The sequence below is a fragment of the Paraoerskovia marina genome (genome assembly GCF_900105445.1).
Lineage (GTDB): Bacteria > Actinomycetota > Actinomycetes > Actinomycetales > Cellulomonadaceae > Paraoerskovia > Paraoerskovia marina.
The window spans coordinates 298,908-324,079 of the sequence record NZ_LT629776.1; the positions used below are offsets into that span (position 1 = coordinate 298,908).

General features: G+C 71.4%; 25 protein-coding genes. 17 read left to right on the top strand and 8 right to left on the bottom strand.

Features of this window, described 5'->3' with window-relative positions; all coding sequences use genetic code 11:
* The first annotated feature begins 127 nt into the window (after positions 1–127).
* From BLU20_RS01445 to BLU20_RS01460, 4 genes are all read left to right on the top strand, one after another.
* Complete coding sequence (locus tag BLU20_RS01445) at positions 128–2,215, top strand: cellulase family glycosylhydrolase (protein WP_172828972.1); 2,088 nt, start codon at positions 128–130, stop codon at positions 2,213–2,215.
* 133 nt (positions 2,216–2,348) lie between these two features.
* A complete protein-coding gene (locus BLU20_RS01450) occupies positions 2,349–3,371 on the top strand; it encodes a LacI family DNA-binding transcriptional regulator (RefSeq protein ID WP_083371309.1) in 1,023 nt (340 codons plus the stop codon).
* Between the two features lie 109 nt (positions 3,372–3,480).
* Positions 3,481–4,047 (top strand): SigE family RNA polymerase sigma factor, encoded by a 567-nt coding sequence (locus BLU20_RS01455; protein WP_043109084.1) that lies wholly within the window; start codon positions 3,481–3,483, stop codon positions 4,045–4,047.
* Positions 4,044–5,237: a hypothetical protein gene (locus tag BLU20_RS01460; protein WP_083371310.1), complete on the top strand. Its 1,194-nt coding sequence runs from the start codon at positions 4,044–4,046 to the stop codon at positions 5,235–5,237. The genes BLU20_RS01455 and BLU20_RS01460 overlap by 4 nt, the downstream gene beginning before the upstream one ends.
* A gap of 28 nt (positions 5,238–5,265) precedes the next feature.
* Here BLU20_RS01460 and BLU20_RS01465 read toward each other — a convergent pair whose 3' ends face one another.
* Together BLU20_RS01465 and BLU20_RS01470 are read right to left on the bottom strand one after the other, a co-directional pair.
* On the bottom strand, positions 5,266–5,916 hold the full coding sequence (locus tag BLU20_RS01465) for a dihydrofolate reductase family protein (protein WP_083371311.1): 651 nt from the start codon (positions 5,914–5,916) through the stop codon (positions 5,266–5,268).
* Between the two features lie 174 nt (positions 5,917–6,090).
* Positions 6,091–6,447, bottom strand: coding sequence for a DUF805 domain-containing protein (locus BLU20_RS01470; RefSeq protein WP_083371312.1), 357 nt, complete (start codon positions 6,445–6,447; stop codon positions 6,091–6,093).
* A gap of 271 nt (positions 6,448–6,718) precedes the next feature.
* On the opposite strand from BLU20_RS01470, the gene BLU20_RS01475 reads away from it, so the two are divergent.
* Genes BLU20_RS01475 through BLU20_RS01485 form a run of 3 tightly spaced genes read left to right on the top strand, consistent with a single transcriptional unit; the run spans position 6,719 to position 9,449 of the window.
* Positions 6,719–7,765, top strand: a complete 1,047-nt coding sequence (locus BLU20_RS01475; RefSeq protein WP_172828973.1) for an ABC transporter permease — start codon at positions 6,719–6,721, stop codon at positions 7,763–7,765.
* Positions 7,765–8,580, top strand: a complete 816-nt coding sequence (locus BLU20_RS01480; protein ID WP_083371314.1) for an ABC transporter ATP-binding protein — start codon at positions 7,765–7,767, stop codon at positions 8,578–8,580. The genes BLU20_RS01475 and BLU20_RS01480 overlap by 1 nt, the downstream gene beginning before the upstream one ends.
* Positions 8,577–9,449 carry an ABC transporter ATP-binding protein gene (locus BLU20_RS01485; protein WP_083371315.1) on the top strand — a complete coding sequence of 291 codons (873 nt, stop codon included), beginning with the start codon at positions 8,577–8,579 and terminating at the stop codon, positions 9,447–9,449. Before BLU20_RS01480 ends, BLU20_RS01485 begins: the two co-directional genes overlap by 4 nt.
* Positions 9,450–9,452: 3 nt before the next feature.
* Here BLU20_RS01485 and BLU20_RS01490 read toward each other — a convergent pair whose 3' ends face one another.
* Entirely contained in the window at positions 9,453–9,950 is a 498-nt protein-coding gene (locus BLU20_RS01490; RefSeq protein WP_157270229.1) for a hypothetical protein, read from the bottom strand.
* 171 nt (positions 9,951–10,121) lie between these two features.
* Here BLU20_RS01490 and BLU20_RS01495 point away from each other — a divergent pair, with 171 nt between their 5' ends.
* The 3 genes from BLU20_RS01495 to BLU20_RS01505 are packed head-to-tail and all read left to right on the top strand — an operon-like array spanning position 10,122 to position 11,661.
* Entirely contained in the window at positions 10,122–10,715 is a 594-nt protein-coding gene (locus BLU20_RS01495) for a sulfite oxidase-like oxidoreductase (protein ID WP_083371317.1), read from the top strand.
* Positions 10,712–11,416, top strand: a complete 705-nt coding sequence (locus BLU20_RS01500; RefSeq protein WP_029251641.1) for an FAD-binding oxidoreductase — start codon at positions 10,712–10,714, stop codon at positions 11,414–11,416. The genes BLU20_RS01495 and BLU20_RS01500 overlap by 4 nt, the downstream gene beginning before the upstream one ends.
* On the top strand, positions 11,416–11,661 hold the full coding sequence (locus tag BLU20_RS01505) for a DUF6510 family protein (RefSeq protein WP_029251640.1): 246 nt from the start codon (positions 11,416–11,418) through the stop codon (positions 11,659–11,661). Before BLU20_RS01500 ends, BLU20_RS01505 begins: the two co-directional genes overlap by 1 nt.
* Here BLU20_RS01505 and BLU20_RS01510 read toward each other — a convergent pair whose 3' ends face one another.
* From BLU20_RS01510 to BLU20_RS01525, 4 genes are all read right to left on the bottom strand, one after another.
* Positions 11,662–12,849, bottom strand: a complete 1,188-nt coding sequence (locus tag BLU20_RS01510; RefSeq protein WP_083371318.1) for an AI-2E family transporter — start codon at positions 12,847–12,849, stop codon at positions 11,662–11,664.
* 57 nt (positions 12,850–12,906) lie between these two features.
* A complete protein-coding gene (gene rlmC, locus BLU20_RS01515; protein WP_083371319.1) occupies positions 12,907–14,103 on the bottom strand; it encodes a 23S rRNA (uracil(747)-C(5))-methyltransferase RlmC in 1,197 nt (398 codons plus the stop codon).
* Positions 14,104–14,112: 9 nt separating this feature from the next.
* Positions 14,113–14,784 carry a DUF5701 family protein gene (locus BLU20_RS01520; RefSeq protein WP_083371320.1) on the bottom strand — a complete coding sequence of 224 codons (672 nt, stop codon included), beginning with the start codon at positions 14,782–14,784 and terminating at the stop codon, positions 14,113–14,115.
* A gap of 82 nt (positions 14,785–14,866) precedes the next feature.
* On the bottom strand, positions 14,867–16,387 hold the full coding sequence (locus BLU20_RS01525; RefSeq protein ID WP_083371321.1) for an outer membrane protein assembly factor BamB family protein: 1,521 nt from the start codon (positions 16,385–16,387) through the stop codon (positions 14,867–14,869).
* A gap of 109 nt (positions 16,388–16,496) precedes the next feature.
* Between BLU20_RS01525 and BLU20_RS01530 the strand changes: the two genes are divergently transcribed.
* The 7 genes from BLU20_RS01530 to BLU20_RS13605 all read left to right on the top strand — a co-directional run bounded on the left by BLU20_RS01530 (position 16,497) and on the right by BLU20_RS13605 (position 24,500).
* Entirely contained in the window at positions 16,497–17,609 is a 1,113-nt protein-coding gene (locus BLU20_RS01530) for an AI-2E family transporter (RefSeq protein WP_083371322.1), read from the top strand.
* Positions 17,602–19,272 carry a SulP family inorganic anion transporter gene (locus BLU20_RS01535; RefSeq protein WP_083371323.1) on the top strand — a complete coding sequence of 557 codons (1,671 nt, stop codon included), beginning with the start codon at positions 17,602–17,604 and terminating at the stop codon, positions 19,270–19,272. Before BLU20_RS01530 ends, BLU20_RS01535 begins: the two co-directional genes overlap by 8 nt.
* 106 nt (positions 19,273–19,378) lie before the next feature.
* Entirely contained in the window at positions 19,379–20,833 is a 1,455-nt protein-coding gene (locus BLU20_RS01540) for an NYN domain-containing protein (protein ID WP_231959253.1), read from the top strand.
* Entirely contained in the window at positions 20,830–22,260 is a 1,431-nt protein-coding gene (locus tag BLU20_RS01545; RefSeq protein ID WP_231959254.1) for a YibE/F family protein, read from the top strand. Before BLU20_RS01540 ends, BLU20_RS01545 begins: the two co-directional genes overlap by 4 nt.
* A complete protein-coding gene (locus BLU20_RS01550; protein WP_083371325.1) occupies positions 22,257–22,826 on the top strand; it encodes an MOSC domain-containing protein in 570 nt (189 codons plus the stop codon). The genes BLU20_RS01545 and BLU20_RS01550 overlap by 4 nt, the downstream gene beginning before the upstream one ends.
* Before the next feature lie 109 nt (positions 22,827–22,935).
* Entirely contained in the window at positions 22,936–24,312 is a 1,377-nt protein-coding gene (locus tag BLU20_RS01555; RefSeq protein WP_083371326.1) for a hypothetical protein, read from the top strand.
* Positions 24,313–24,350: 38 nt separating this feature from the next.
* Complete coding sequence (locus BLU20_RS13605; RefSeq protein ID WP_157270233.1) at positions 24,351–24,500, top strand: hypothetical protein; 150 nt, start codon at positions 24,351–24,353, stop codon at positions 24,498–24,500.
* A gap of 36 nt (positions 24,501–24,536) precedes the next feature.
* Here the strand turns inward: BLU20_RS13605 and BLU20_RS01560 are convergent, their stop codons facing one another.
* Entirely contained in the window at positions 24,537–25,169 is a 633-nt protein-coding gene (locus tag BLU20_RS01560) for a YitT family protein (protein WP_083371327.1), read from the bottom strand.
* Between the last annotated feature and the right edge of the window lie 3 nt (positions 25,170–25,172).

A 25,172-nucleotide genomic window follows, 5' to 3' on the forward strand; every position in this document is an offset into this window, starting at 1 on the left:
ACGTCGATGTCGGGCACCACCGGGGCGCCGTCGTCGACCATCGTACATGTCAGCGTTGACATTAAGCGCTTAATGCACTCAGATGAAGAGCGCGCCGCAACGAGGCGGCGCCCACGAGGGGAGAACCATGTACCGACCACGGGCCCGAGCACGGGCACTGGCCGCCGGGGCCGTCGCGTCAGCGCTGCTGCTGACCGCCACGGCCACCACGGCGACGGCCTCCGCACCGTCCGCCGCGCCGACCTCGACGACACCCACCGTCACGAGCCCGGCCGCCAAGAAATCCGGGGACTCCGACGGCTTCGTCGAGACGAAGGGGGCACGCCTCGTCCTCGACGGCAAGACCTTCGAGTTCGCCGGCACCAACAACTACTACCTCGGGTACAAGTCGCCCGAGATGGCCGACGCGGTCCTTGACGACGCCGCCGAGGCCGGGTTCGACGTCGTCCGGACCTGGGGGTTCCAGGACTTCCAGAACCCCGACGGCTCCGGCTCCGTGCACCAGAACTTCGAGGGCGTCTGGTACCAGGCCTGGGACGAGGACGAGGGCCGCCCCGTCGTCAACGAGGGGGCCGACGGGCTCGAACGCCTCGACCACGTCGTCGCGGCCGCCGGGGAGCGGGGCCTGCGCCTCGTCATCCCGTTCACCAACAACTGGAACGCGTTCGGCGGCATGGACCAGTACGTGCGCTGGGCCGGAGGCGACTCCCACGCGGACTTCTACACCGACCCGCAGATCCGCGGCTGGTACAAGGACTGGGTCTCCACCCTGCTCAACCGCGTCAACACCGTGACGGGGGTCGCCTACAAGGACGACCCGACGATCATGGCCTGGGAGCTCGCCAACGAGCCCCGCTGCACCAGCGCCGGGGCGTACCCGGACGGCGACTGCGACGCCGACACCATCACGACGTGGGCGGCCGAGATGAGCGCCCACGTGAAGTCGGTCGACGCCCGACACCTGCTCACCGCGGGCGACGAAGGCTTCTTCTGCCGCGACGAGAACGAGCGCGTGATGGACGACCGGTACGGCGAGTCCGGCTACGGGCCCGACTTCGGCGAGGACTGCGCCGACGGTGTCGACACCGTCGCGCTCGCCGCGCTCCCGGACATCGACATGATGTCGATGCACCTCTACCCCGACCACTGGAGGACCACGTCCGAGTGGGGCGGCGGCTGGATCCGGCAGCACGCGCTCGAGGCCGCCAAGCTTCGCAAGCCGGTGTACCTCGGGGAATTCGGGGTGATCGACAAGGCCACCCGCATGCCGGTCTACGCCGACTGGCTCGCCGACGTCCGGCGCTGGGGCGTGGACGGCGCCCTGTACTGGACGCTGACCGCCGAGCAGGACGACGGCACGCTCTATGCCGACTACGACGGATTCACGGTCTACTGCCCGAGCCCGGTCTGCGAGCTCGTCTCCACCCACGCCTCGCTCGTGCCGTGGCCCGACCAGCACCGCATTCCCGGCCCGATCGCGGACCACGACACCGTCGTCGTCGAGACCGGTCAGGTCGCGTCCGTCGACGTGCTCGCCAACGACGTCGCCTTCGTCTCGACGGTCTCGGACCGCACGCTCGACCTCTCGGACGCGCCCGGGCGTCAGACCGAGGTCGACCTCGAGGGCGGGTCCGCCCGCATCTCCGCGGCCGGCGTCGTCGACGTGCAGCCCGACGAGGGGTTCACCGGAACGCTGACGGTCCCGTACACCGTCAAGGACAGGCTCCGCCGCAGCACGTCGGCGGTCCTGACGGTGACGGTCAAGCCCGTCCCGGGCGCTCCCGTGGTCCTCGGCTCGTGGGAGTCGGGCACCGAGGGCTGGGTCCCGGCCACCTGGCAGTCCGACCCCGGCTCGCTGACGACGTCCGGAGACTGGGCCACCGACGGTGACTCCTCGCTCGCGATCAGCTCGAACGGCGCCTGGTTCGGGTCGCCCGAGTTCGACGAGCCGCTCGACCTCAGCGACCGGGCGGCGCTCGAGCTCGACGTCCGCACGGCCGACGTCGGCACCTCCGTCGCGCTCGCGGTGCGCTCCGGCGACGACTGGGCCTGGTGCCAGTCGCCGTACGTCTGGGTCGAGCCCGGCAGCGAGGACACCGTCTCCGTCGACATCGCCGACCTCGGCTGCGACACGTCGACGCTCACCGACGTCCACGACCTCCTGATCTTCGTCAACGCCGGAGAGTTCGCCGTCGACCGCCTCACCCTGCTGTAGACCCTGCCCGCGCGGTGGCCGCCCGGCCGGCCACCGCGCGGGCGGTGCGGTCGCGCCACTCGGCCGGCACGCCCGTACCTCGCCGGACCGACGACGCAGACCGTCCCAGCGCCGATCCCGGTACGCTCACGGGATGCCGAGCGCCGACCCCGTGACCGCGAGCGCCGACCGACGCGGCCCCCGTGCAACTCTCGCGGACGTCGCGCGCGCGGCCGGCGTCAGCGCCAAAACGGTCTCACGCGTCGTCTCGGGCGAGCCGAACGTCGCGCCGGCCACCCGGACGGCGGTGCTCGACGCCGCGCAGCGCCTGCAGTTCCGTCCCAACCGGCTCGCCCGGTCGCTTCGCGCGGGTGGGGTCTCGACCACCGTCGGGTTCGTGGTGGGCGATCTCGGCAATCCCTTCTACGCGGCTGTCGCCGGCGGGGTCGAGCGTGTGCTCGCGGCACACGGGCTGACGCTCGTGATCGCCGCGGCGGAAGATGATCCCGACGTCGAGCGCACCGTCGTCGACGCGCTCCTGGCGGAGCGGGTGCGCGGGCTCTTGCTCGTGCCGGCCGCGGCGGACCAGTCGTACCTCGAGGCGGAGCAGCGTCTCGGCACTCCCGTCGTCGCCGTCGACCGGCAGGCGCACGGCCTGGTCGCGGACTCCGTCGTGCTGGACAACGAGCACGGGGCGTACGACGCCGTACGCGCCCTCGCGTCCGCGGGTCACCGGCGGATCGGCTTCCTCGGGACCAACGGGTCGCTCGCGACGCAGCAGGAACGCCTCGCCGGCTACCGCCGCGGGCTCACCGGGGCGGGACTCGACCCGGACCCGGCTCTGGAGCACGTCGGCCCGCACGCCGAGGATCTCGACGCCGCCGCGCTGCACCTCCTGTCGGCGGAGCCTCGACCGACTGCGGTTCTGGCCGGGGACAACCGGGCGAGCGCCGCCGTCGTGCGGGCCGCGGGCATCCCGCTCGACGTGACCCTGGTCGGGTTCGACGACTTCGAGCTGGCCGACGCCCTCGGCGTGAGCGTCGTCGCGTACGACGCCGCCGAGATGGGCCGCCGGGCCGCGGATCAGCTGCTCGCACGGCTCGCGGACCCGTCCGGCCCGTCGCGGTCCGTCGTGGTCCCCACGCACCTGGTACGACGCGGCCGCCTCGCGCAGTAGCCGCTCGGCGCCTCCGCGCGACCTGCGGTTCACTCGAACCGTGCACCGGACGGAACCTTTTCACCGTCCTCGTGCGTGTTGAGGGTATGAGACCGACGACGGGGGCGAGATGACCACGAACGACGCTGCGCTCGGCGCACCCCCCACCTCCATCCCAGTGCGATCCCACGTCGCGAGCCGCGGTGAGGAGTTCGTGTCCTTCGTCCGCGGCTCGCAGGACCGCCTCACCGGGATCGCCTACCTGCTCACGGGCGACCACCACCGCGCCGAGGAGCTCGTGCAGCAGACCTACGAGCGGATGTGGCGGCACTGGGGCCGCGCGTCCGACGGCGACCCGTTCGCGTACGCCCGGCGCACGCTCGCCAACCTCCGCATCGACACCTGGCGCCGGACACGGCGCGAGATCCTGACCGACCAGAGCACCGAGTCGCACGTGCCGGACCACCGGTACACGGGGACGGACCACGGCCCGCGGGTCCACGACCGGGACGCCGTCGTGCGTGCCCTCCTGACCTTGCCCGTGAAGCAGCGCCGCGTCATCGTGCTCCGCCACCTGCTCGACCTCCCTGCCAACCAGGTCGCCGCCGAGCTCGGCATGCCGGTCGGCACCGTCAAGTCCACCGCCGCCCGTGCCCTCGGCCGGCTCCGCACCGTTCTCGAAGGAGAGCTCTCATGACCGACGACTTCGCAGCGCGGCTCCGCGCGAGCGTGCAGTCCCAGCCCGTCCGCTCGACCCTCGACCCCGACGACGTCCTGCACGCCAGCCTCAGGACGCACACGCGGCGCACGTTCGGCACCGCCGGTGTCGCCGTGGCCGCCTGTGCCGTGATGGGTGCGGCGATCGCCGTCCCCGGCGGGCTGTTCGACCAGACGACGGAGAGCGCCCCGGCCGCGGCGACGCTGGGCGGCGACGTGCTCCGGGCCGGCGAGCAGCCCGTGCTCGTCGACGTCGACGGCGTCGTCGCCACCGACAAGGCCGTCGGGTCCGAGCTCTCGGACGGCACGGTCGTCCTCGACCTGGGCCTCGACTCGTGGGTCGGGACGGACGAGCGGTTCGTCGTCACGTTCCCGGCCGACGACCAGCAGTTCCCGAACCTCGAGGTCTGGTCGACCGACGCGGCGGGGCTCGAACAGCTCTACGAGCGCGGGCGTGCCGACTCGGCAGGTCTGGGCGGGATGACGCGCATCTCGGACAACCAGGGTGCCTTCGTCACTCTGGTCAGTCCGGACGGTGCCGAGAGCGTCATCGTCGGCGGCATCGGACCGGCCGACGAGGTGGGTCTGCGGATCTGGGACGGTGTCGGGACGCCAGAGTGGGACACCACGCGTGACTTTGAGGAGTTCGAGGCGTTCCAGCAGCAGATCTACGCCGAGTCGCTCCCGATCCCGACGGTGCGCGACCCGTACGGCTTCTACGACATCTCGGTGTTCGCCGCCGCACTCGGCGAGGCGCAGGTCGACGACGTGGTCGCGATCCGGAAGGGAACGGGCCACGGGATCTGGGGCTGTGACGGACCCTGCGACGCTCTGACGCTCGGCACCGACGGCACGGTCACCTCCGACCAGCCGGACCTCGACGTCTTGCTCGCCTCCGCCGTCCTGACCCCGGACCTCGAGGAGCAGGCTCTCCGGGCCGACGTCGCGGCCACCCGCGGGGCGACGCTGCACGCCGAGTGTGCCGCGCCGTTCGGGACCCAGCTCGAGGCCGTCGTCTCGGTCGACGGCGTCGAGTCGTCACGGACCGAGGTGCCGTGCACGGGCGCGCCGGTCCGGGTCCTGCTCGCGGACCTCATCGGCGACGTCACCGTCACCCTCGACGGCGAGCTCGACGCCGTCCGCGAGGCGTCCGCGCGACTCGTCGGTTAGCTCGTCGGCCGGCGCGCGAGGTCACCCGCTACCGGGTGACCTCGCGCCCGTCCTCGACGGCGAACTCCCGCGGAGCGTCCAGCGGGACCGGGCGCAGCACGTGATAGGTCGCGACGTCGTCGACGACCGCCGTCTCGACCACCTGGAACCCGCTCGGGGCTGACCCGGTGTCGAAGAGGCGCTTGCCCTGGCCCAGCACCACCGGGAACGTCAGGAGCCGGTACTCGTCGACGAGCCCGGCGTCGTGCAGGGTGCGGGCCAGCCGGTGGCTGCCGTGCACCTGGAGCTCGTCGTCCGGGCCGCCGGCGTCGAGGATCTGCCGCACCTGCTCGACGGCGCCGCCGTCGGCGGGGCGGACCACCCGGGTTCCGGTCCAGTCCTGCTCGGGCAGGGTCGTCGAGACGACGTGCTTGGGCATGGCGTTGATGGCCGCGGCCACGGTGTTCTCCGGGTCGGTGACCTGGGGCCAGAACCCGGCGAACGCCTGGTACGTCGTGCGGCCCAGCAGCAGGGCCGCCGTCCGGGTGAACCACGAGTCGACGACCGCGCCGAAGTCGGGCCCGCCGAACGCCGTCATCCAGCCGCCCGCGGTGAATCCCCCGCTCGTGTCCTCCTCGGGTCCGCCCGGACCCTGCATCACCCCGTCGAGGGTCAGGAACGTGTGCACGGTCAGTCGCATGTCAGGCTCCGCATCGGGTCGGTGGTCGAGCGCTGGTGATCCGTGTCGCCCATCGTGCACCGGCCCACCGACGGCCGCACGCCCCTCGGTCACGCGCCCGTCGGTCACGCGAACGGCCGGGCACCCGCGGGTACCCGGCCGTTCGTGTGCGTGTGAAGAGAGGAGCCGTCGACCCTAGGCCGTCTTGGCCCCCGCGCCCTTCGGCGACGGGCCGTACTGGTTCGAGCCGGACTCGCTGTCCTGGACGAAGAAGATGATCAAGACGATGGTCCCGATGACAGGGATGAGGCCGATCAGAATCCACCATCCGGTGCGCCCCGTGTCGTGCAACCGGCGGACACCCACGGCGAGCGTCGGCACAAGGATCACCAGGCTGAAGACGAAGGTGAGGATGTCGTTGCCGATCCCGCCCACGATCGCGGACAGGATGAAGATCACGAGCGAGTACCACCAGTACTCGGAGCGGCGCGCACGCCCGGAGAAGGTCGCGTATTTGGAGAAGACCGACTTGACCGACTCGACGAGCGACATGACTGCCCCCTTGTTGATTCCTTTTCACTACGGACAATTGTCAGCGTAGAGAAGTCATGTCGAACCGCTACCCGTGGCACACATTTCACCCCTGGAGTCCATTTCCTTCAGGCGAATGACCAAAGGGGGCCGTCACGTCTTGGGGGACACGCCTCCGCCGCCTGCCCGACGCACCCCTCCGGGACGACACGCCGTCGGGCGGGTTCGACGCCTCGAGGCAGAGCCGCTACCTTAGATTCAACGAGCGATGAATTAGTCCACGGGAGCGACCATGCGCGCAATGATCATCAAGGAGTTTCGCGAGCTGAGGCGCGACAAGCGCACGCTCGCCATGCTGATCGGGCTGCCGCTGATGCTGCTGATCATCTTCGGGTTCGCCGCCAACTTCACGATCGACACGCTCACGGTCTCCGTCGTCGGCTCCGACGCGAGCCAGGCGGAACAGCTCGTCTCCCGGTCGCCGGACGCCTCCGACCAGCTCGACCTCACCACCGTCGACGAGGACGGGACCGGGGCGCAGGTGCGCGACCAGCTCGCCGACGACGAGGTCGACATGGCGATCCTGACCGGCGACGCCTCGCCGTCGGACAGGCCGACCGTCCTCATCGACGGCTCGAACCTCTTCGCGGCCCAGACGGCCAACGTGATCGTCGCGGGCCTGGGCGACGCGGTGGACTCCGAGATCCTCTACAACCCCGACCTCGAGACCTCGTGGGTGATGGTCCCCGCCCTGATCGGGCTGATCCTGACGTTCATCGGCACCATCATCACGAGCATCGGGCTGGTCCGGGAGCGCGAGCAGGGGACGCTCGAGCAGCTCGCGGTCATGCCGTTCTCGTCCGCCTCGGTGATCATCGGCAAGATCACGCCCTACTTCATCCTCGCCTGCGTCGACATGGTGATCATCACCGCGCTCGGCATGTGGGTGTTCGACGTCCCGTTCAACGGCAGCGTCACCGCGTTCGTCCTGGGCGCCGCGATCTTCCTCTTCGTCGTCCTCGGCATCGGCGTGCTGATCTCCACCGTTTCGCAGACCACCGGGCAGGCCGTGCAGGTCGCGATGATGACCCTGCTCCCCCAGGTGCTGCTCTCCGGCATGATCTTCCCGCTCGAGGCGATGGCGGCCGGGGTCCGGTGGATCGGGTACCTCCTGCCGCTGACGTACTTCACCAAGATCTCGCAGGGGATCATGCTGCGGGACTCCTCGTGGAGCTACCTCTGGCCGTCGCTCGCCGTCCTCGTCCTGATGGCCGTCGTCATCTTCGGTACTGCCGTCGTCCGCCTGCGCCGCGACCTCGCCCCCGCGAAGGCCCGCTGATGTGGGGCGCCCGGCACGTCACGGTCCGGTTCGGCGCCACGACGGCGCTCGACGACGTCGGCCTGGACCTGCCCGAGGGGCGCGTCACCTCGATCGTCGGGGGTGACGGCGCCGGGAAGACCACGCTCGTGCGCGCCCTGCTGCGCCGCGTCCCGCTCGACGGCGGGGCCGCGGACGTCCCGGACCTCACCGAGGTCGGCTACCAACCCTCGACGTCGGGTGTCTGGCCGGCGCTCAGCGTCCGCCAGAACCTGGAGTTCGCCGGGGTCGCCTACGGGATGTCTGCGGCCACGATCCGCGAGCGCGGCGACGAGCTCCTCGAGACCGCCGCACTGACGCACGCCACGTCCCGGCTCGGGAGCGAGCTCTCCGGCGGGATGCGACAGAAGCTCGGCTTCTGCATGGCGATGCTGCACCGCCCCCGCCTGCTCCTGCTCGACGAGCCGAGCACCGGCGTCGACCCGGTCAGCCGCGTCGAGCTGTGGCGCCTGGTCACCCAGGCCGCGGCGCGCGGCACCGCCGTGGGGATGACGACGACGTACCTGGACGAGGCCGAGCGTGCCTCCACCGTGGTCGCCCTCGACGCGGGCACCGTGCTGACCGCCGGCGACCCGACCGCCGTCGTGCACGAGGTCCCGGGAACGGTCTCGGCCACCGACCACCGGCCCGCGGGCCGCCGGACGTGGCGCCGCGGCACGGCGTTCCACACCTGGACACCTCCGGGCGAGACCGCCCCGGGGGACGAGATCACCCCCGACCTCGAGGACGCGTTGATCGCGCTGAGCCTCGCCCGGACGCAGGAGGACCACCGATGAGCGCCGTCGTCGTCGCCGAGAACATCACCAAGAAGTTCGGGGAGTTCACCGCCGTCGACGACGTCTCGCTCCGGCTGGAGCCGGGCGAGATCGTGGGGCTGCTCGGGGCCAACGGCGCGGGCAAGACGACGCTGCTCCGCGTCCTCCTCGGGCTCGAGGTGGCCACCGACGGCCGCGCCGAGGTGTTCGGGTCCGCGCCCGCGTCATCCGACCGGCACGCGCTGGGCTACGTCCCGCAGGGCCTGGGGCTCTACCTGGAGCTCACGGTGGACCAGAACGTCGCGTTCGTCGCCGAGGCATTCGGCGTCGACGACCTACCCCCGCTCCCACCGACGCTCGCCGAGGTCCGCGACCGACAGGCAGCATCAATCGGACTCGGCAGGCAACGCCAGCTCGCGTTCCACTGCGCGCTGCTGCACCGGCCGACCCTGCTGATCCTGGACGAGCCCACGTCCGGCGTCGACCCGCTCGCCCGGGCCCGGCTCTGGGACACGATCCACGAGCAGGCGGAGAACGGCGTCGCCGTGCTCGTGACCACGCACTACATGCAGGAGGCGGAGCAGTGCAGCCGGCTCGTGATGATGTCGCGCGGCAAGAAGGTCGCGGCAGGCACGACGGCGGAGATCACCTCGGGCACGCGCGCCGTCGTCGTCCACGCCGACGACTGGGCGGGGGCGTTCGCCGCGCTCGGCGACGCAGATCTTCCGGTCGTCCTCTCGGGCCGCACCAGCCGCGTGGCGGGCACCGCCCCCGACGAGGTGTCGGCGGCGCTGCGCGACGCAGGCGTCGAGGCCCGCCTCGAGGAGGTCCCCGCCACCCTGGAGGAGACGATGGTGCTGGTCGAGCGCGCCGCGCGCGACGAGGCATAGCCGCTACTCGACCTGCTCGTCCGGGAGCACCATCACGTTCATGACGACCTCGGCGGCCTCGTCGTCGGTGATCGAGCTGACCGTCACCGCGTACGGGCCCGACGCCGAGTAGGTCGCGCTCGTCATCCCGCCCAGGTCGATCTCGTCGCCGCTGACGAACCCGCTGCTCTCCAGCTCGGCGAGGTACGCCTCGACGCCGGCCGTGTCGGTCGAGATGGAGGCCGTCCACGAGCCGTCGATCTTGGTGGACATGACCACGTTGCCGGCGGGCGCCGGGATCTCCGCGGGCCAGTCGTCGGGCAGGTCGGCGCTCCCGCCGATGCCGAGGTCGACGTCGCTGTCGCCCTCGCCGTCCGCGGAGTTCAGCCCCTCCTCGACGATCTTCTCGACACCGGACTCACTGAGCTCGTCGAGCGGGTTGGCGCACCCGCCGAGGCCGGCGATCACCGCCGCCACACCGCACGCTGCTGCTGTCGTCCGCACTCCTCGCACGTGTCCCACTGCCGCTCCCCTCGTCGCGGTGCACGCGGCCACGCGCGCCGCCCTGTCATTTCAGTGTGATGCAGATCACAACGAAGACAAGCCTTGGCGAGGGTGAAACCGATACGGCGCCCACCGCGCGCCGTCCGAGATCCGGGGCGAGACTGGCAGGACCCAGCCTGAGGAGGCCCCATGGCCATCACCACCCGCGGGTTCGGCGGCCGCCGCGCACCCGCCGAGAAGCCCCTGCCGCCCGGACAGTTCCTCACCGAGGACTTCCCCGTGCTCTCCGCCGGCCCCACACCGAACGTGGACGAGGCCCACTGGCAGTTCTCCGTCCACACCGAGTCCGGCGAAGTACGTCGGTGGGACTGGGCAGCCCTCATGGCGATGCCCGTCGAGGACGTGACCACCGACATCCACTGCGTCACACGGTGGTCCCGGTTCGACACCCAGTGGCGCGGCGTCAGCGTCGACGCGTTCTTCGAGGACGTCGAGTCCGAGGCGGAGTTCGTCATGGTGCACTCCTACGGCGGGTACACCACCAACCTGCCGCTCGAGGACCTGCTCGACGGCAAGGCGTGGATCGCCTTCGAGCACGGCGGAGAGCCGCTCGCCCCGCTGCATGGCGGCCCCGTCCGGCTGATCGTCCCGCACCTCTACTTCTGGAAATCCGCTAAGTGGGTGCGCGGCTTCGTGATGCAGGAGCACGAGGAACCCGGCTTCTGGGAGCAGAACGGGTACCACCTCTACGGGGACCCCTGGCTCGAGCAGAGGTACGCATGACCTGGCTCGTCGCCGAGGTGACCGAGATCGTCGAGGTGACCGCGAGCGCCCGCGCGATCACGCTCCGCGTCCCGGGGTTCCGCGGGGCGCTCGCCGGGCAGCACGTCGACCTGAGGCTGACGGCCGATGACGGGTACCAGGCCGTGCGGTCGTACTCGCTGGCGGACACGGCGCTCGACGACGTCGTCGAGCTCGCGGTGGACCGGGTGGACGACGGCGAGGTCTCGCCCTACCTCGTGGACGTCCTCGAGGTGGGCGACCAGATGGAGGTCCGCGGCCCGCTCGGCGGGTTCTTCGTCTGGCGGCCCGAGAACGTCGAGCCGGTGCAGCTGATCGCTGGCGGCTCGGGGATCGTCCCGCTCGCCGCGATGGTCCGGGCCCGACGTCGGGCCGCGTCGACGGCCCCGTTCCGTCTGACGTACTCCGTGCGATCGGTGGCCGACGCGTTCTTCGCGGAGGAGCTGTCGGCTTCCGCCGGCGTCGACACGACGTGGGTGTACACCCGCGAGCCGCCGCCCGGCCACGCACGACCGGCGGGCAGGCTCGCCCCGGCCGACCTCGCGTCCACGTTCGGTCCGTCGCAGGACCCGGCCGTGTTCGTCTGCGGCCCCACGGGGTTCGTCGAGGCGGCGGCCGCGCTGCTTCTCGACGCCGGGCACGACGCCGCACGCATCCGCACCGAACGTTTTGGAGGTGCCTGATGGCACTGGACGGCAACGCACTGGCCGGCCCGCTGGCCGGGATCTACGCCTTCGACGTCACCACCGCACGGGCACGCTGCGCCCACTGCGGTGTCGTGGCACGGCTCGCCCGCGCCCTGGTCTTCGCGTCCGCGATGGGGATCGTGGCGCGCTGCCGCGCGTGCGAGGAGGTTCTGCTCACCGTCGTCGAACGACCCGACGGGACGAGCGTCTCCGCACGCGGGCTGGCCTGGCTGCGCCCCTGATCAGGCGGGGTCCTTCGCCGGGGCCGGCTCGGCGTCGTAGTCCGAGGTCGGGAGCGCGAGGTCCTGCTCGCCCTCACGCTCGGGGTCCGGCTCGTCGGGGGCGGGCAGGACGGGGTCGTCCCCGTCGCCCTCGCCGTCCGGCCTCGGGTCGCGCGCCTCGTAGTCGCCGGAGAGCCAGCGCAACCACGCCGACCCAGGGTCCGGCTCGAGGAAGAGGGTCCGGAAGAGCAGCGTGAGGGGGATGGCGAGGATCGCGCCGAGCGGGCCGATGATGAAAGTCCAGAACACCACGGAGACGAAGCTCAGGGTCAGGGACAGGCTCACCGAGTCCGCGACGAACTTGGGCTGCACCAGCACCTGCAGGACGACGTTGACGACGCAGTAGAGCGCCACGACGGCCAGCGCCAGCGGCCATCCGCCGACCACGAGCGCCATGATCATCGGCGGGACGAGGCCGAGGATGAACCCGATGTTCGGGATGAAGTTGGTGACGAACGCGAGGATCGCCCACACCACCGGGGCCGGGACGCCCAGCGCCCACAGCGCGAAACCGTCGACCACCGCGACGATCAGGCCGAACGTCGCGTTGACGACGAAGTACTTGCGCACGCCGGTGTTGTACGCCGTCGCACGGTCGATCACCGCGCTGCGGGTAGCGCCGAAGGCCGAGCGTGCCGTGCCGTACTGGGCCGCGTCCGCCGACATGAAGATCGCGTAGGCGAGCACGAAGAAGAAGGCCGTCAGCGCCGTCGTGAGCACACCGCTGACCGTGCCCGCGACCGAGAAGAGGAACGTCGGGTCGAAGAACTCGGTCACGCGGCTCACGATGTCGTCGGGCAGCCCGAGCGCGATGAGGCTGTCCGCCACGGAGTTGAGGGACGCCACGAGGTCGTCGAAGTAGTCGGCGACGAGGTTGCCGAACCGGACGCCCGCGAACACCAGCATCGCGAGCAGGACGGCGAGGATCAGGTAGGCGACGACGATCACCATCGTCGTGGCGAGCCAGCTCGGCCAGCCGCGGCGCACCAGCGGCGCACGCACCGGCATCACGATGATGACGATGACCGCCGCCAGGGCCATCGGCCCGATGATCCCCTCAGCGGCGTGCATGCCCGCGAGCACGACGATCGCGGCCGCGATCGACAGCATGATTCGGGTGGAGGGCGCGAGGCCCAGGCGTTCTGTCATCAGTGGTGCTCCAACGTGGCACGAACTACGGACCGCACCATCATCCCGGATCGGCGGCTATGCGCCAGACCATTGCCCGTGCGCCGGGGTGTCGGCGGGGCCGTCCGCGTCCTCAGTGCGCCGCAGCAGGGTCAGCACCTCGGCGTGCGCGGTGTGCGGGAACATGTCGAACACCTGCGCGCGGACCGGCCGCAGCGACGGCATCGCGTCCAGGTCCCGGGCGAGCGACGTCGGGTTGCAGCTCGAGTACAGCACGTACGGGACGTCGGAGTGCTCGAGCGCCGGCGCCAGCTCCCCGATGCCCCGGCGTGGCGGGTTCACGACGACGAGGTCGGGCCTCGTCGTCGACCCGCCCTCCCCGGCGGCGAGCCGGGTCGTCGCCCACGCCCCGGCGTCAGACGCCTCGAAGTCGACGCCTGCGAGGGCGGCGTCCTGGGCGCTGCGCCGCGCGCTCTCGATCGCGTCGGCGCTGATCTCGACGCCCGTGACCTCGCGGCCCGCGCCGGCCAGGTGGAGCGCGAACCCGCCGACGCCGCAGTACAGGTCCCAGACCCGGGCCGGGACGACGTCGTCGGTCCACTCGCGCGCCGCCCGGTACAGCGCCTGCGCCACGTCCGTGTTGGTCTGGAAGAACGAGCGGACCCGCAGGTGCAGGTCGACGTCGAGGCGCATCCGCAGCGTCTCGGCCTCGGTGAGCAGGATCTCGCGCTCGCCCTCGGTCACCGCCTTGTGCTCGGGCAGCAGGTTGACGCTCGCCACGTGCAGCCCCGGCAGGGCCGCCTGCAGCCACGGCAGGTGCTTGCGGATGCGCGCGACCGGCTCCTGGGACCGCAGGACGAACCGCAGCATCAGCTGCCCGTCCGGCGAGGCCGTCACCAGCACGAACTTCAGCTCGCCCCGGCGTGCGGGCACGTCGTACGGGTCCAGCCGCGCCCGCGTCACGAACTCGGCGAGCACGGGGAGCGCGTCGTGGATCGCCGGGACGTAGAGCGCGCAGTCTTGCAGGTCCACGCCGTGGCCGTCCGCGTCCAGGATGCCCAGGGTCGGCTCCTGCACCGTCCCGCCGACGACGATCTTGCCCTTGTTGCGGAAGCCCGCCTCGGCACTGGCGCGGGGTGGCTCCCACCGCAGGCCTGGCCGCGCTCCGAGGGTCTCGGCGGTCCGGCGCTGGGTGTCGTCGAGCTGACCGGGGTACGGCTGCTCGATCAGGGTGCAGGAGCGGCACCGCCCTGCCACGTAGTAGGCGCAGTGCATCGTCCGAGTCTACGTCCGGGCGATCTCCGCACGCCCCGACGTCGAGGCGAACCCGAGCCACGTGTGCCGGTTGCGCGCCCAGCACCACCCGACCTTGGGCGCCCCGCGGTTCTCCCGGCCGTCCCGCCCCGTCCCGCCGGAGATCCAGAGCGCGGGCGTGCGGGCGTCGAGTCCCCCACGCTCCTTGCGCAGCCGGGATCCGATGGTCATGAAGCAGTGGTTCTTCTCGACGACGCCCGGGAGCTGCAGCGCCCAGGAGATCCCCTCGGAGAGGGTCAGAGGTGTGCGGCCGGCGCCCGTGATCTCTGCGAGCGCCTCCTCCGGCGACCAGTTCGCCATCTCGTCGCCCCGCGTCGGGGCACCGACGGTGTAGAGCGGCTGCTCCGGCAGCTCGATGCCGTCGATCGGGGCGAAGTCGTCGACGTCGGTCATGTCCACGACGACGAACCCGCGCTTCTCGCCCAGGCTCAGCAGCGGAGCCAGCCGGGACGGGGGGACGACGGCGGGGTGGACCACGAGGAGCGGGTTCGTCCCGTCCTGGTCGGCGGTCGTGCCGGCGGCGGCGCGGTCGGACGTCCGCACGGCGTCGAGCGCTGCGCCGGGCAGGCCCCGCTCGACGAGGCCGAGCGCGGCGAGGCGTTCGGCCTGGGCGGCGAGGGACGGGAGCTCGAACGGGGACATGGGCCTCCTTGGAGGGGACGAGACGAGGGACAACCACAACGCTCGGGCCACCCGAACCATTCCCGGTGCGCAGGGCGGTCAGCTATTCGACGACCGAGACCGTCGCCCCGTCCGTGACCACCATCCGGCCGTCCGCGACCTGCACGCTCGTCCCCGCGGCGGGGCCGTCCGGCACCGGCTGCTGCCACCGGACCTCGCCGTCGCGCAGCCCGTAGGCCGTCAGGGTCTGGGTGAGACCCTCCTCCGGGTTCGACTGGTCCGTGGCGAGCAGGATCAGCCGCTCGTCGTCGACGAACGCGCTGCTCAGCCACGCGGACGCCGTCACGTCCTGCTCCCAGAGCATCTGCCCGGTCTCCCGGTCCAGGCCCTGGATCGCGTAGCTCGTCGCCGCGACGACCACCTGGCCGGTCACCGCCAGCACCTGCTCGGCCCCGACGGGCGCCGACCACAGCTCCTGGGTGCCGTCGAACGCCCGGAGCGACCCGTTGGCGACGAACGTCGGGGACCCCGTCCCGTCGGTCGCACTCGGCGAGAGGATCGTCCCCGGGACCTCGTGCAGGACCTCCCCCTGCCGGTCGAGCACCTCGGACGGCCCGGGTTCCACCGCGATCATGAGGTCGGGGTTGCGGGCCAGGAGTCCGCCCGGCAGCGGCACCACCGTCTCGCCGGACCCAGGCTCGGCCAGCACGGTGCCGTCGGCCGACAGGGTGGCGCTCACCCCGCACCCGAGGACCTGGACCAGCCCCGCCCCGCTGAGGACCGACGCCTCTCCGGCACCGGCGAACCGATAGCTGTCGTCACCCTCCCCGAGCTCGACGCAACGCCAGCCGTTGTCGACGACGTGCGGTTCCAGGTGCCGGGTCCACAGGGGCTCGTCCGAGACCGCGTCCTGGGCCGCGACGTCGACGCCCTCGACGAGCGGGACGAGGTCCGGGTCTGGCGCGAGGCCCTCGATGCTCGCGAGCTCGTCGAGCAACACCGTCGCGTCGACGGGGTCCCCGTCACCCTGCGCGACGACGAGGCTGCCGCCGGGCCCCGGCGCCACGCTCGCCCCGGCGGGCAGGTCGAGCACCCGCTGCGCCGTGAGCTCCCCGTCGTCGACGACCGCGACCTCGTAGGGCAAGGCACGTGAGAGGCAGACGAGCGGGTCTCCGGTGCTCAGCTCGTCGCCGCGGAACCCGAACTCGACGCCGCAGCTCGGGTTCTCCCCGAGCCCGAGGTCGTAGGACCACAGCTCCGCCCCCGTCGCCGGGTCGTGCCCGCGCGCGACGGACCCGTCGACGGCGACCACGACGTCGTCGCGGAGCACGCCGTAGCGAGCCGGGGTGGACCACACGGTGTCGGGCGCCTCCGGCACACTCCGGAGCCCGTGCCCGTCCGCGAGGCGCGCCGCGGTCGCCCGCTGCTCCTGGACGCCGGTGCCCACGTACAGCCCGCCGACGACGGCCGTCGCGATCCCCACGACGATCGCGACGCCGCGCCACCGGCGGCGGCGCGTCGGCTGCGGGGACTCGTCGTCCTCGGCCGGAGCGTCGCCCCCGTCGTCCCCCGCCGCCGTGGTGGCAGAGATGTCCAGCTCCACGAAGTCCCCGCGATCGACCATGTCGCCGAGCCTAGCGACGACCACGTCACTCCGGGTCGGCCAGCCAAAACCGGTCGCTCCTGCGAGGATGTGAAGGGCGTCGTCGTACGCCCTACACCAAGGAGGACACGTGAGGTCACCCACCGACGGACGCCCGCTCCTTCGTACCGGGCGGGCGGCCTGGGCGATCGTGGGCATCATCGTCGTCGCGTTCATCACCTGGACGGCGCTCGCCGCAGTCTCAGGGCTGGTGATTCCCCTGGTCATCGCCGCGGTGCTCGGTGTGCTCCTCCACCCGGCGGTCGACCGGCTCAAGCGACTGGGCCTCCCCCGCTCCCTGGGCGCCGTGACGGTGCTCCTCGCACTCGGCGCGATCCTGTTCGCCGCGATCTGGTTCACCGTGGTCGGGGTGGTCGCACAAGGTTCGGAGATCGCCGCCAAGCTCACGTCCGGGCTCGAGCTGCTGGACGACCAGCTCACCGGCTTCGACCTCACCACCTTCGACCTCGCCGGTCTCGACGTCGGCGAGGGTGCGACCGACATGCTCACCGGGCTCGCGGGCTTCTTCGGCAGCGCGTTCTCGAGCGCGGCCTCGTTCCTCGCCGGAACGCTCGTCGCCGTCTTCTTCCTCTACTTCCTGCTCTCCGACTGGGACACCTTCGAGCGGTGGGTGGCCCGTCACGTCGCGGTCGGCGACACCCCGGGCGACGTCGTCGTGAACGAGGCGAGCGTGACGCTGCGCCGCTACTTCGGCGCACTGACCTCGACCAGCGCCATCACCGCCGTCCTCATCGGGCTCGGTGCGCTCGTCCTCGACGTCCCGCTCGTCGGGGCGATCGCCCTCGTGACGTTCGTGACGTCGTACATCCCGTACCTCGGTGCGATCTTCTCCGGCGCGTTCGCCGTCCTGATCGCGCTGGGCTCCCAGGGCCCCACGGCGGCCCTGATCCTGCTGATCGTCATCCTCGTCGCACAGAACCTCGTGCAGACCCTGATGCTCACCAAGCTCACCAGCGACAAGCTGCGGCTGCACCCGATCGTCACGCTCGGCTCCACCATCGTCGGTGCCGCGCTCGCCGGCGTGCTCGGGGCGACGCTCTCCGCCCCGGTGACCGTGATCATTCTCGACGTCGTCCGTCACCACCGTGAGGCGCTGGCGGCTCGGCGGGTTCCCGCCGAGGCGACCGGCACGCCCGAGGCCACGACCACGGGCGGCACTGCGACCGACATCGCCGATGGCTAGGAGGATCCGCTCGGTCGTCCCCGGTCTCGCCGAGGCACGCGACTACGACCGCGCCTGGCTCCGCGGCGACGTCGTCGCAGGCTTCACCCTCTGGGCGATGCTCGTCCCCCAGTCGCTCGGCTTCGCCGTCCTGGCCGGGCTGCCGCCCGTCGTCGGGCTCTATGCCGCGATCGGCGCGAGCTTCCTCTACTGGCTCTGGGGCTCGTCCAAGCAGCTCAACGTCGGCGCGGAGTCGACCGTCGCGATCATGGTGGCGTCGATCGTGGGCGGCATGGCATCGCCCGGCAGCGACGAGTACGTCGAGCTGGTCGCGATGCTCGCGCTCCTCGTCGGCGTGGTCCTCCTTCTCGGCGGCATCTTTCGGCTCGGCCGGATCGCCGACTTCCTCTCACGGCCCGTGCTCGCCGGCTACGTTTTCGGCTCCGGCATCCTCATCGTCACCAGCCAGCTCCAGGGGTTCGTCGGCGTCGAGGTCGACTCCGGCGACTACCTCACCGAGATCGGGGCCGTCGCCCGCAACCTGGACCTCGCCGACGCCGCCAGCCTCGCCTTCGGCGTGGCGACCGTCGCCGTCGTCCTCGTCCTGCGCCGCGTCGCGCCCCAGATCCCCGGGGCGCTGGTCGCGATCGTCGGGAGCATGGTCGTCGTCGGCGTCAGCGGCGTCGAGGTCGCCGTCGTCGGGGCGTTCGACGGCGGGCTCCCCGCCCCCGGGATCCCGGACGTCAGCGGGTCCGACCTGCTCGCCCTGATCGGCCCGGCCTTCGCGGTCGCGATGCTCGTGTACCCCGACAGCGTGCTGACCGCCCGGTCGATCGCCGCGACCCAGGGCGACCGGATCGACGCCAACCGCGAGTTCTTCGGCGTCGGCGCCGCCAACATCGGTGCCGGTCTCCTCGGGGCGCTTCCGGTCAACGGCAGCCAGTCGCGCAGCTTCGTCGCCGCCGACGCGGGGGCCCGGAGCCAGCTCGCCAACATCGTGGCCGCCGCGCTCGCCGTCCTCACGCTGCTGTTCCTCGCCCCCGTCTTCGAGTACCTCCCGACGGCGACGCTGGCCGCGATCGTCATCATCGCCGGGTTCGGTCTCTTCGACGTCCAGGAGTTCCGCACGCTGTGGCGCTACCGCCGCTCCGAGTTCTGGATGGCCGTCGTCACGGTCGTCGGAGTCCTTGCCCTCGGGATGCTCGTCGGCATCCTGATCGCGATCGGCCTCTCGCTCCTGATCGTCGTCCTCAAGGCCGCGAGCCCGCACACCGCCGTCCTCGGCCGCCTGCCCGGAACCGACACCTACCGCGACATGGCCGACCACGACGATGCGACCCCCACCCCGGGCCTGCTCGTCTACCGCTTCGACGCCTCGATCTTCTTCGCCAACGCCTCGAAGCTGCGCGACGACGTCCTGAACCTGCTCGACGACGACACCCACACCGTCGTGATCGACATGGAGTCCGTCGACGACATCGACTCCTCCGGTGCACAGGTCGTGCTGGAGCTCCTCGACGAGCTCGACCGCCGCGACGTCGGCCTGTGCTTCGCCCGCGTGCGCAGCGAGCTGCGGGACGAGCTCGAGGTGTCCGGGATCGAGGCGCGCCTGACGGGTCCGGGCATCCATCTCGAGGTGGACGACGCCGTCACGCACCACGGCACGACGCCCGAGCAGGACTAGTTCGGCTCGTCCAGAGCTCCGCCACCATGGCCCCGGCGTCGCTCCGGGAGACGTCGAACGGGCCACGAGGTCGCTGCCACCGGCTCGGGCGAGGATGATGGGTCGGGTGACGACCACCAGCGAGACTCCCCGCCCCATCGAGCCCGGCCGCATCCTGCGCGCGGCGATGTTCGTCGACTTCGACAACGTGTACATCGGGCTGCGCCGCCTCGACCCCGTGGCGGCCGAGGCGTTCGCCACCGATCCCGCCCACTGGCTCTCCGAGCTCGAGTCCGGAAGCGACGACGACGGCGAGTTCACCCGCCGCTTCCTGGTCCGCTCCTGCTACCTCAACCCGTCGGTCTTCTCCCAGTTCCGGCCCAACTTCACCCGCGCCGGCTTCCAGGTGGTCGACTGCCCGTCGCTGACGCAGCAGGGCAAGTCGAGCGCCGACATCAACCTCGTCCTCGACGCCGTCGACGCGCTCGCCGCCGCCACCCGGTACGAGGAGATCGTGATCGTCTCAGCTGACGCCGACTTCACGCCGCTGGCCCTGCGCTGCCGCGCCGACGACCGCCGCGTCACCATCATCACCGCGAGCCCGGCCGCGAGCGCCTACCGCGCCGTCGCCGACACGGTCATCACGGCCGACGACCTGGCCGAGCTGGTCACGTCCACGACGTCTGTGCTCCCCGAGCTGCCTCCGGCCCCGAAGGACGAGCAGAGCAAGGGCCGTGGCCGCTCGGGCCGGGGCCGCGGCTCCGCGTCGTCCACCGCCTCCGGCTCCTCCTCCACGTCTGCGTCAGAGTCCGGGTCGGGATCCTCCGCGCACGCCCGCAACAACCGCACGGCACGCGCCAAGGACGTCACGAAGACGCCGAAGCCCGAGGCCGAGGCTCCCGCGGCTGCACCCGTGCCCGAGGAGGCACCCGAGCCGCTGCTGCTGCCCTTCTCGCCGGCACGCTCCGCCGTCCTGAAGCGGGTCCGTGCCGCAGACCGCCCCCTCACACTCGGTGCCGTCGCGCAGGTGGCGCAGAAGGCCGACCCCGGCCTGCCCGACTCCAACTGGGGCGGGACTGGCGGGTTCACCGCGTGGCTGGCGCAGGACGTTCCCGAGGTGGGCGTGTCCTCACGGCCCCCGGGCCACGTCTGGGACCCGGCACGTTTCGACGAGGCCGACCTGCCGGGCGCGGCCGACGACATCGACCCCAGTGCGCTCCAGCGCCAGGTCGTCGCCGTCACGGACGTTCCCGGGCTTTCTCGCGAGAACTACCGCGCACTCCTGACGACGCTGGCGGACGACATCGCCGAGCACCCCTTCGAGCGCCCGACGACGGCGCGACGCGTGCGGGACGCCTGCCAGGAGGCCGGGGCGCCGGTCGGCCGGTCCACCGTGAACTTCGTGATCTCGGCGATCCTCTACGCGGGCGCGGAGCTCAGCAAGGCGCCGTCGGCCGCAGACCTGGCCGACGCGTACGCCCAGAACGTCGTCGGGCTCTGCCAGGGCGCACGGATGGAGCTCGGCACGTCCGACATCGCGGCCCTGCGAGCCTGGGTCGGCGGCGGCCTCCTCGAGGCGTGAGGCACGGTTCGACGCCGCAGACGCGGCGCCGGCGGCGCGAGGCCGAGCGCGCACGTGGTGGTGCGGCACCCGCCCTGCACGGTCACGGCCACGGGCCGATGCCGCCGACCACGACCCGGGTCCGCGTCGTCCTGACGGCGCTCCTGCTGCCCGTCCTCGTCGCGACCGTGATCGGGCTGGTCGCGCTCTGGCCGTCGGAGCGAGACCTGCCCGAACGCGCGACCGCGATGGCCGACGGCACCAGCGTCGTGTCCGGCGAGATCACCGGCCCGGCCGATCCCGAGACCGGGACGGTCCCGGTCGAGCTCGACGACGGGCGAACCGGCGCGATGACGGCGCCGCCCGAGTACATCGACCTCGGCTTCGAGACCGGCGAACGGGTGCGCGTCCTCGACGTCAGCCAGCAGGGTGCCGTCGACGCCGGGTTCGTCTTCCTCGACTTCGAGCGCGGGTTCCCCCTCGCCCTGCTCGCCGTGCTCTTCGTCGTCCTCGTGGCGCTGGTCGCCCGTTGGCGAGGACTTGCCGCCATCGTCGGGCTCGGCATCGCGCTCGCCGTCGTCGGGGTCTTCACCCTGCCGGCGCTGCTCGCCGGCAAGAACTCGCTCGCGGTCGCGCTGGTCTCCGCCTTCGTCGTGATGTTCGTGGTGCTCTACGTCGCGCACGGGTTCACCGCCCGGACGTCGACGGCGCTGCTCGGGACGGTGCTCGGGCTGCTGCTGACCGCGGGTCTCGCGACCTGGGGCACGTACGCCGCGCATCTGTCCGGGCTCAGCCACGAGGAGACGCTGTACCTCCCGTCGTACGCCCCCGCGGTCGACCTGCACGGCATCATGATCTGCGGGATCGTCCTCGCCGGCCTCGGTGTGCTCAACGACGTGACGATCACGCAGGCGTCCACGGTCTGGGAGCTGCGCGCCGTCGCTCCGACCGCGAGGCGGCGCGAGCTGTTCTCCCGCGCGATGCGGATCGGCCAGGACCACATCGCCTCCGCGGTGTATACGATCGCGTTCGCCTACGTCGGTGCAGCACTGCCGATGCTGATGTTCGTGTGGCTGACCCAGCAGAGCATCGGCTCGACGCTGACCAACGGCGTGATCGCCGAGGAGGTGGCGCGCACCCTGATCGGGTCGATCGGCCTGGTGCTCGCGATCCCGCTGACGACGGCGATCGCCGCGATGACCGTGCCGGACGCCGCCCCGGAGCACGCCGATCCCGTCGAGACGACACCGCACGTCGAGCCCGTCGAGACGACACCGCACGTCGAGCCCGTCGAGACGGTCGAGCCCGTCGAGACGGTCGAGCCCGTCGAGACGGTCGAGCCCGTCGAGACGGTCGACGACCGCGCTCGGGATCAGCAGACGCCACTTCCCCCTGCCGCGCGCGGCTGGGGCGCGTTCGACGACGTCGAGTGGGACAGTCGGATATGACGTACTCGTACCCGATCGAGGTCCTGCACCTCCTCGTCTCGCCCGAGCACGCCTACTTCGGGCGCCCGAAGGAGGGCGCGGCTGACGTGCCCACCACCGATGCCGACCGGGTCGAGGTCGTCGCGCACAAGGGGATCGTCGGTGACCGATTCTTCGGCCGCGCCGCCCACATGGACGCGGCGGTGACGCTGTTCGCCGCGGAGTCGCTGGAGGCGATCGCCGACGAGGTCGGCCTCGGCACGCTCGACCCTCTGCTCACCCGACGCAACGTGATCCTCCGGGGCGCCGAGCTGATGCCGTTGATCGGCTCCGAGATCACCATTCGCTCCGGGCCTGATCTCGCCGACGCGATCACGCTGCGCCCCGGGCGGCACGCGGCACCGTGCGCCTGGATGGACCGGATGCTCGGACCGGGCGTCCATCACGCGATGCGGGGCCGGGGCGGTCTGCGCTGCATGCCGCTGACCAGCGGGTTCCTCCACCGCGGCCCTGCCGTGCTGGAGAGCCCTGTCGAGCTCGACCCCGCCCGGGCGGGCCTGCCGAAGCTCCCGAAGAGACTTCCGTAGCGGGCGGGACCCCCGGGACTGAAGAACCACGATCGGAAGGTATCCACAGCCCCGCCCTGAGTGCATCACCATCCGACTAGGGTCGTGCCACCACGACGACGGGACACGGGTGGAATCTGAGACGCACGAGTCGAACGCTGCTCAGGGGCGCGCCCTCGCCCTGGCACAACTGATCTTCGAGGCTCACGCATGGAAGCATCGTCAGGTCGACAGCATTCGACTCGATGCGGGAGACCGGGGCCGACGGCGAACCTCGATCGACTGCACGCTTCCGGCCGACGAGCGGCTCTCCTGGCCAGGCCCGGGGCGCGGAGGTCAGATCATCGTGCCACTAGGCCTGTTCTCCAAGGGACCGCTTCGCGACTTCGACATCGTGGACGGCGACGGGCGCGCGCTCAGCATCCTTGGCCGCGACGAGAGCGCGACCCTCGCGTGTGAGATCGTGTGCGCGCTTCTGGAAAGCGTCGACGATATCCAGATCACGCCCGCTCTGGAGCGGACGATCTTCGCACTCGTCGTGTCATTGCCGATCCGTACTGCAGAGACGACCGACGCCGTCGACTTCTTGGCCACGGGGATGCACGCCGGCGATCGTGTGCTGACCGATGACGAGCTCGGACGCCTGAGCACGACGACCAGGGCGATCCTCCACGACCTCGGCTACGGGTACATCCTCTTCGGGATCGTGCCCCGTCCCGACACCGCCCGCCGCTCGATCATCAAGTTCAGCTCTTACTGGACGACCACGCTCCACCCGGACGAGACTCCCCGTGCGTCAGGTCTGCCACCGACGTACCAGCGGTGGCGCGACGTTCTCCGCTGGCGGGCCGACGTCGGGCTGGCGAGTCTCGGTATCCGGCCCGCACAGCTGGAGCTGCCGATTCGCGGTGCCGGTGACGCACGGTCGTACCACCTCGAGCTGCACCTGCCGGCCGAGATCGAGTGCCATTCGCTCGCACTGATGGCGACTCCGCTGCAGCCGTCCGGCGAGATCGACCGGCGGGCAGGCCCTGTCTCGCACGCACACGGCAGGTTCAGCGTGCGGTGGGAGGACGGAGAGGATCGGATCGCGCTCGCGGCTCTGACGACGACGGGCCGTGGAACGGCACGTGTCGCGATGTTGACGTCCATCGCGACGTTCGCGTTCTTCCTCCTTTCGTTGGCACTCCCCGGCGCTATGCCGACCCTTGAGCGAGCAGGTGATCCGAGCGCCGTGCTGCTGACACTCCCGGCCGTCGCCCTCTCGATCTTCCTCGGCGTGCGGGAGCACGAGATCGCATCGGTACTCCTGGGCCCGGCGCGCGTCACGATCGGTCTCTGCGCAGGACTGTTGGCAGTCGCAGCGACAGCACTCGCCTGGGATCTACGAGAACCGTGGCTGAGCACCTACTGGTGGATCGCGCTGTGCGCGGCGGGGCTGTGCGCACTCCTCCATGCACTCGGCGCAGTTCAACGGCGTCGACGCGCGGGGGCCTGGTATGAGTGACTCGACTACGATGGCGGGACAGGCTCGAAGGAGGCCACATGAGTACCGCTGAGACTCCACGCCGCAATGCCGTCTACGGTCGCGCGACGACGGTCGACTCCCGCCGTTCCACGATCAAGGCGAGCGATCGGGAAGCATATGTGCGCGACGTCGCGCGCATTCGAGAAGCCGCCTCGAAGGGCCGCTGACCGACCGACCCACGGCCTGCCAGCGGCACCATGTGACTAGTAGCCCGCGTAGCGTCCCGGCCGGTGGTTCATCGCGAGCACGAGGTTGAGCACCACGGCACCCAGCGCGGAGATGAGCACGGTCCCGGGCGCGACGACGGTGAACGACAGCAGGATCACGGTGGTGTCGAGGCCCATCTGGACGTATCCGGCCCGCCACCCCAGGCGGTCCTGCGCGACGATGGCGACGATGTTGAACCCGCCGATGCTGGACCCGTGGCGGAAGACGATCAGCAGACCGACGCCGGCGAGCAGGTTGCCCGCGAGCACGCCGTAGACGACGGGGAGGTCGATCTCCCCGAACATCACGGGGTGCAGCTCGGAGAGCAACGAGACGATCCCGATCGAGATGCCCGTGCGGACGGTGAAGTTCCAGCCCTTCTTCCAGATCGCGAGGAGGAAGAAGGGGAGGTTCACGAGTGCGAACAGCCAGCTGAACGGGAGGTCGACGGCGTAGCTGACGAGCAGCGCGAGCCCGGCCGTCCCGCCTGTGACGGCCCCGACGGAGCTGAGCAGGAACAGCCCGAGGGAGACGACGAACGTCCCCGTGAGGATGCCGACGACGTCCTCGAGCGCGGAGTGCTTGACGTCGTCGGGCGAAAGATCTGACTGCGGGCGCGCGTCGGCCATCGG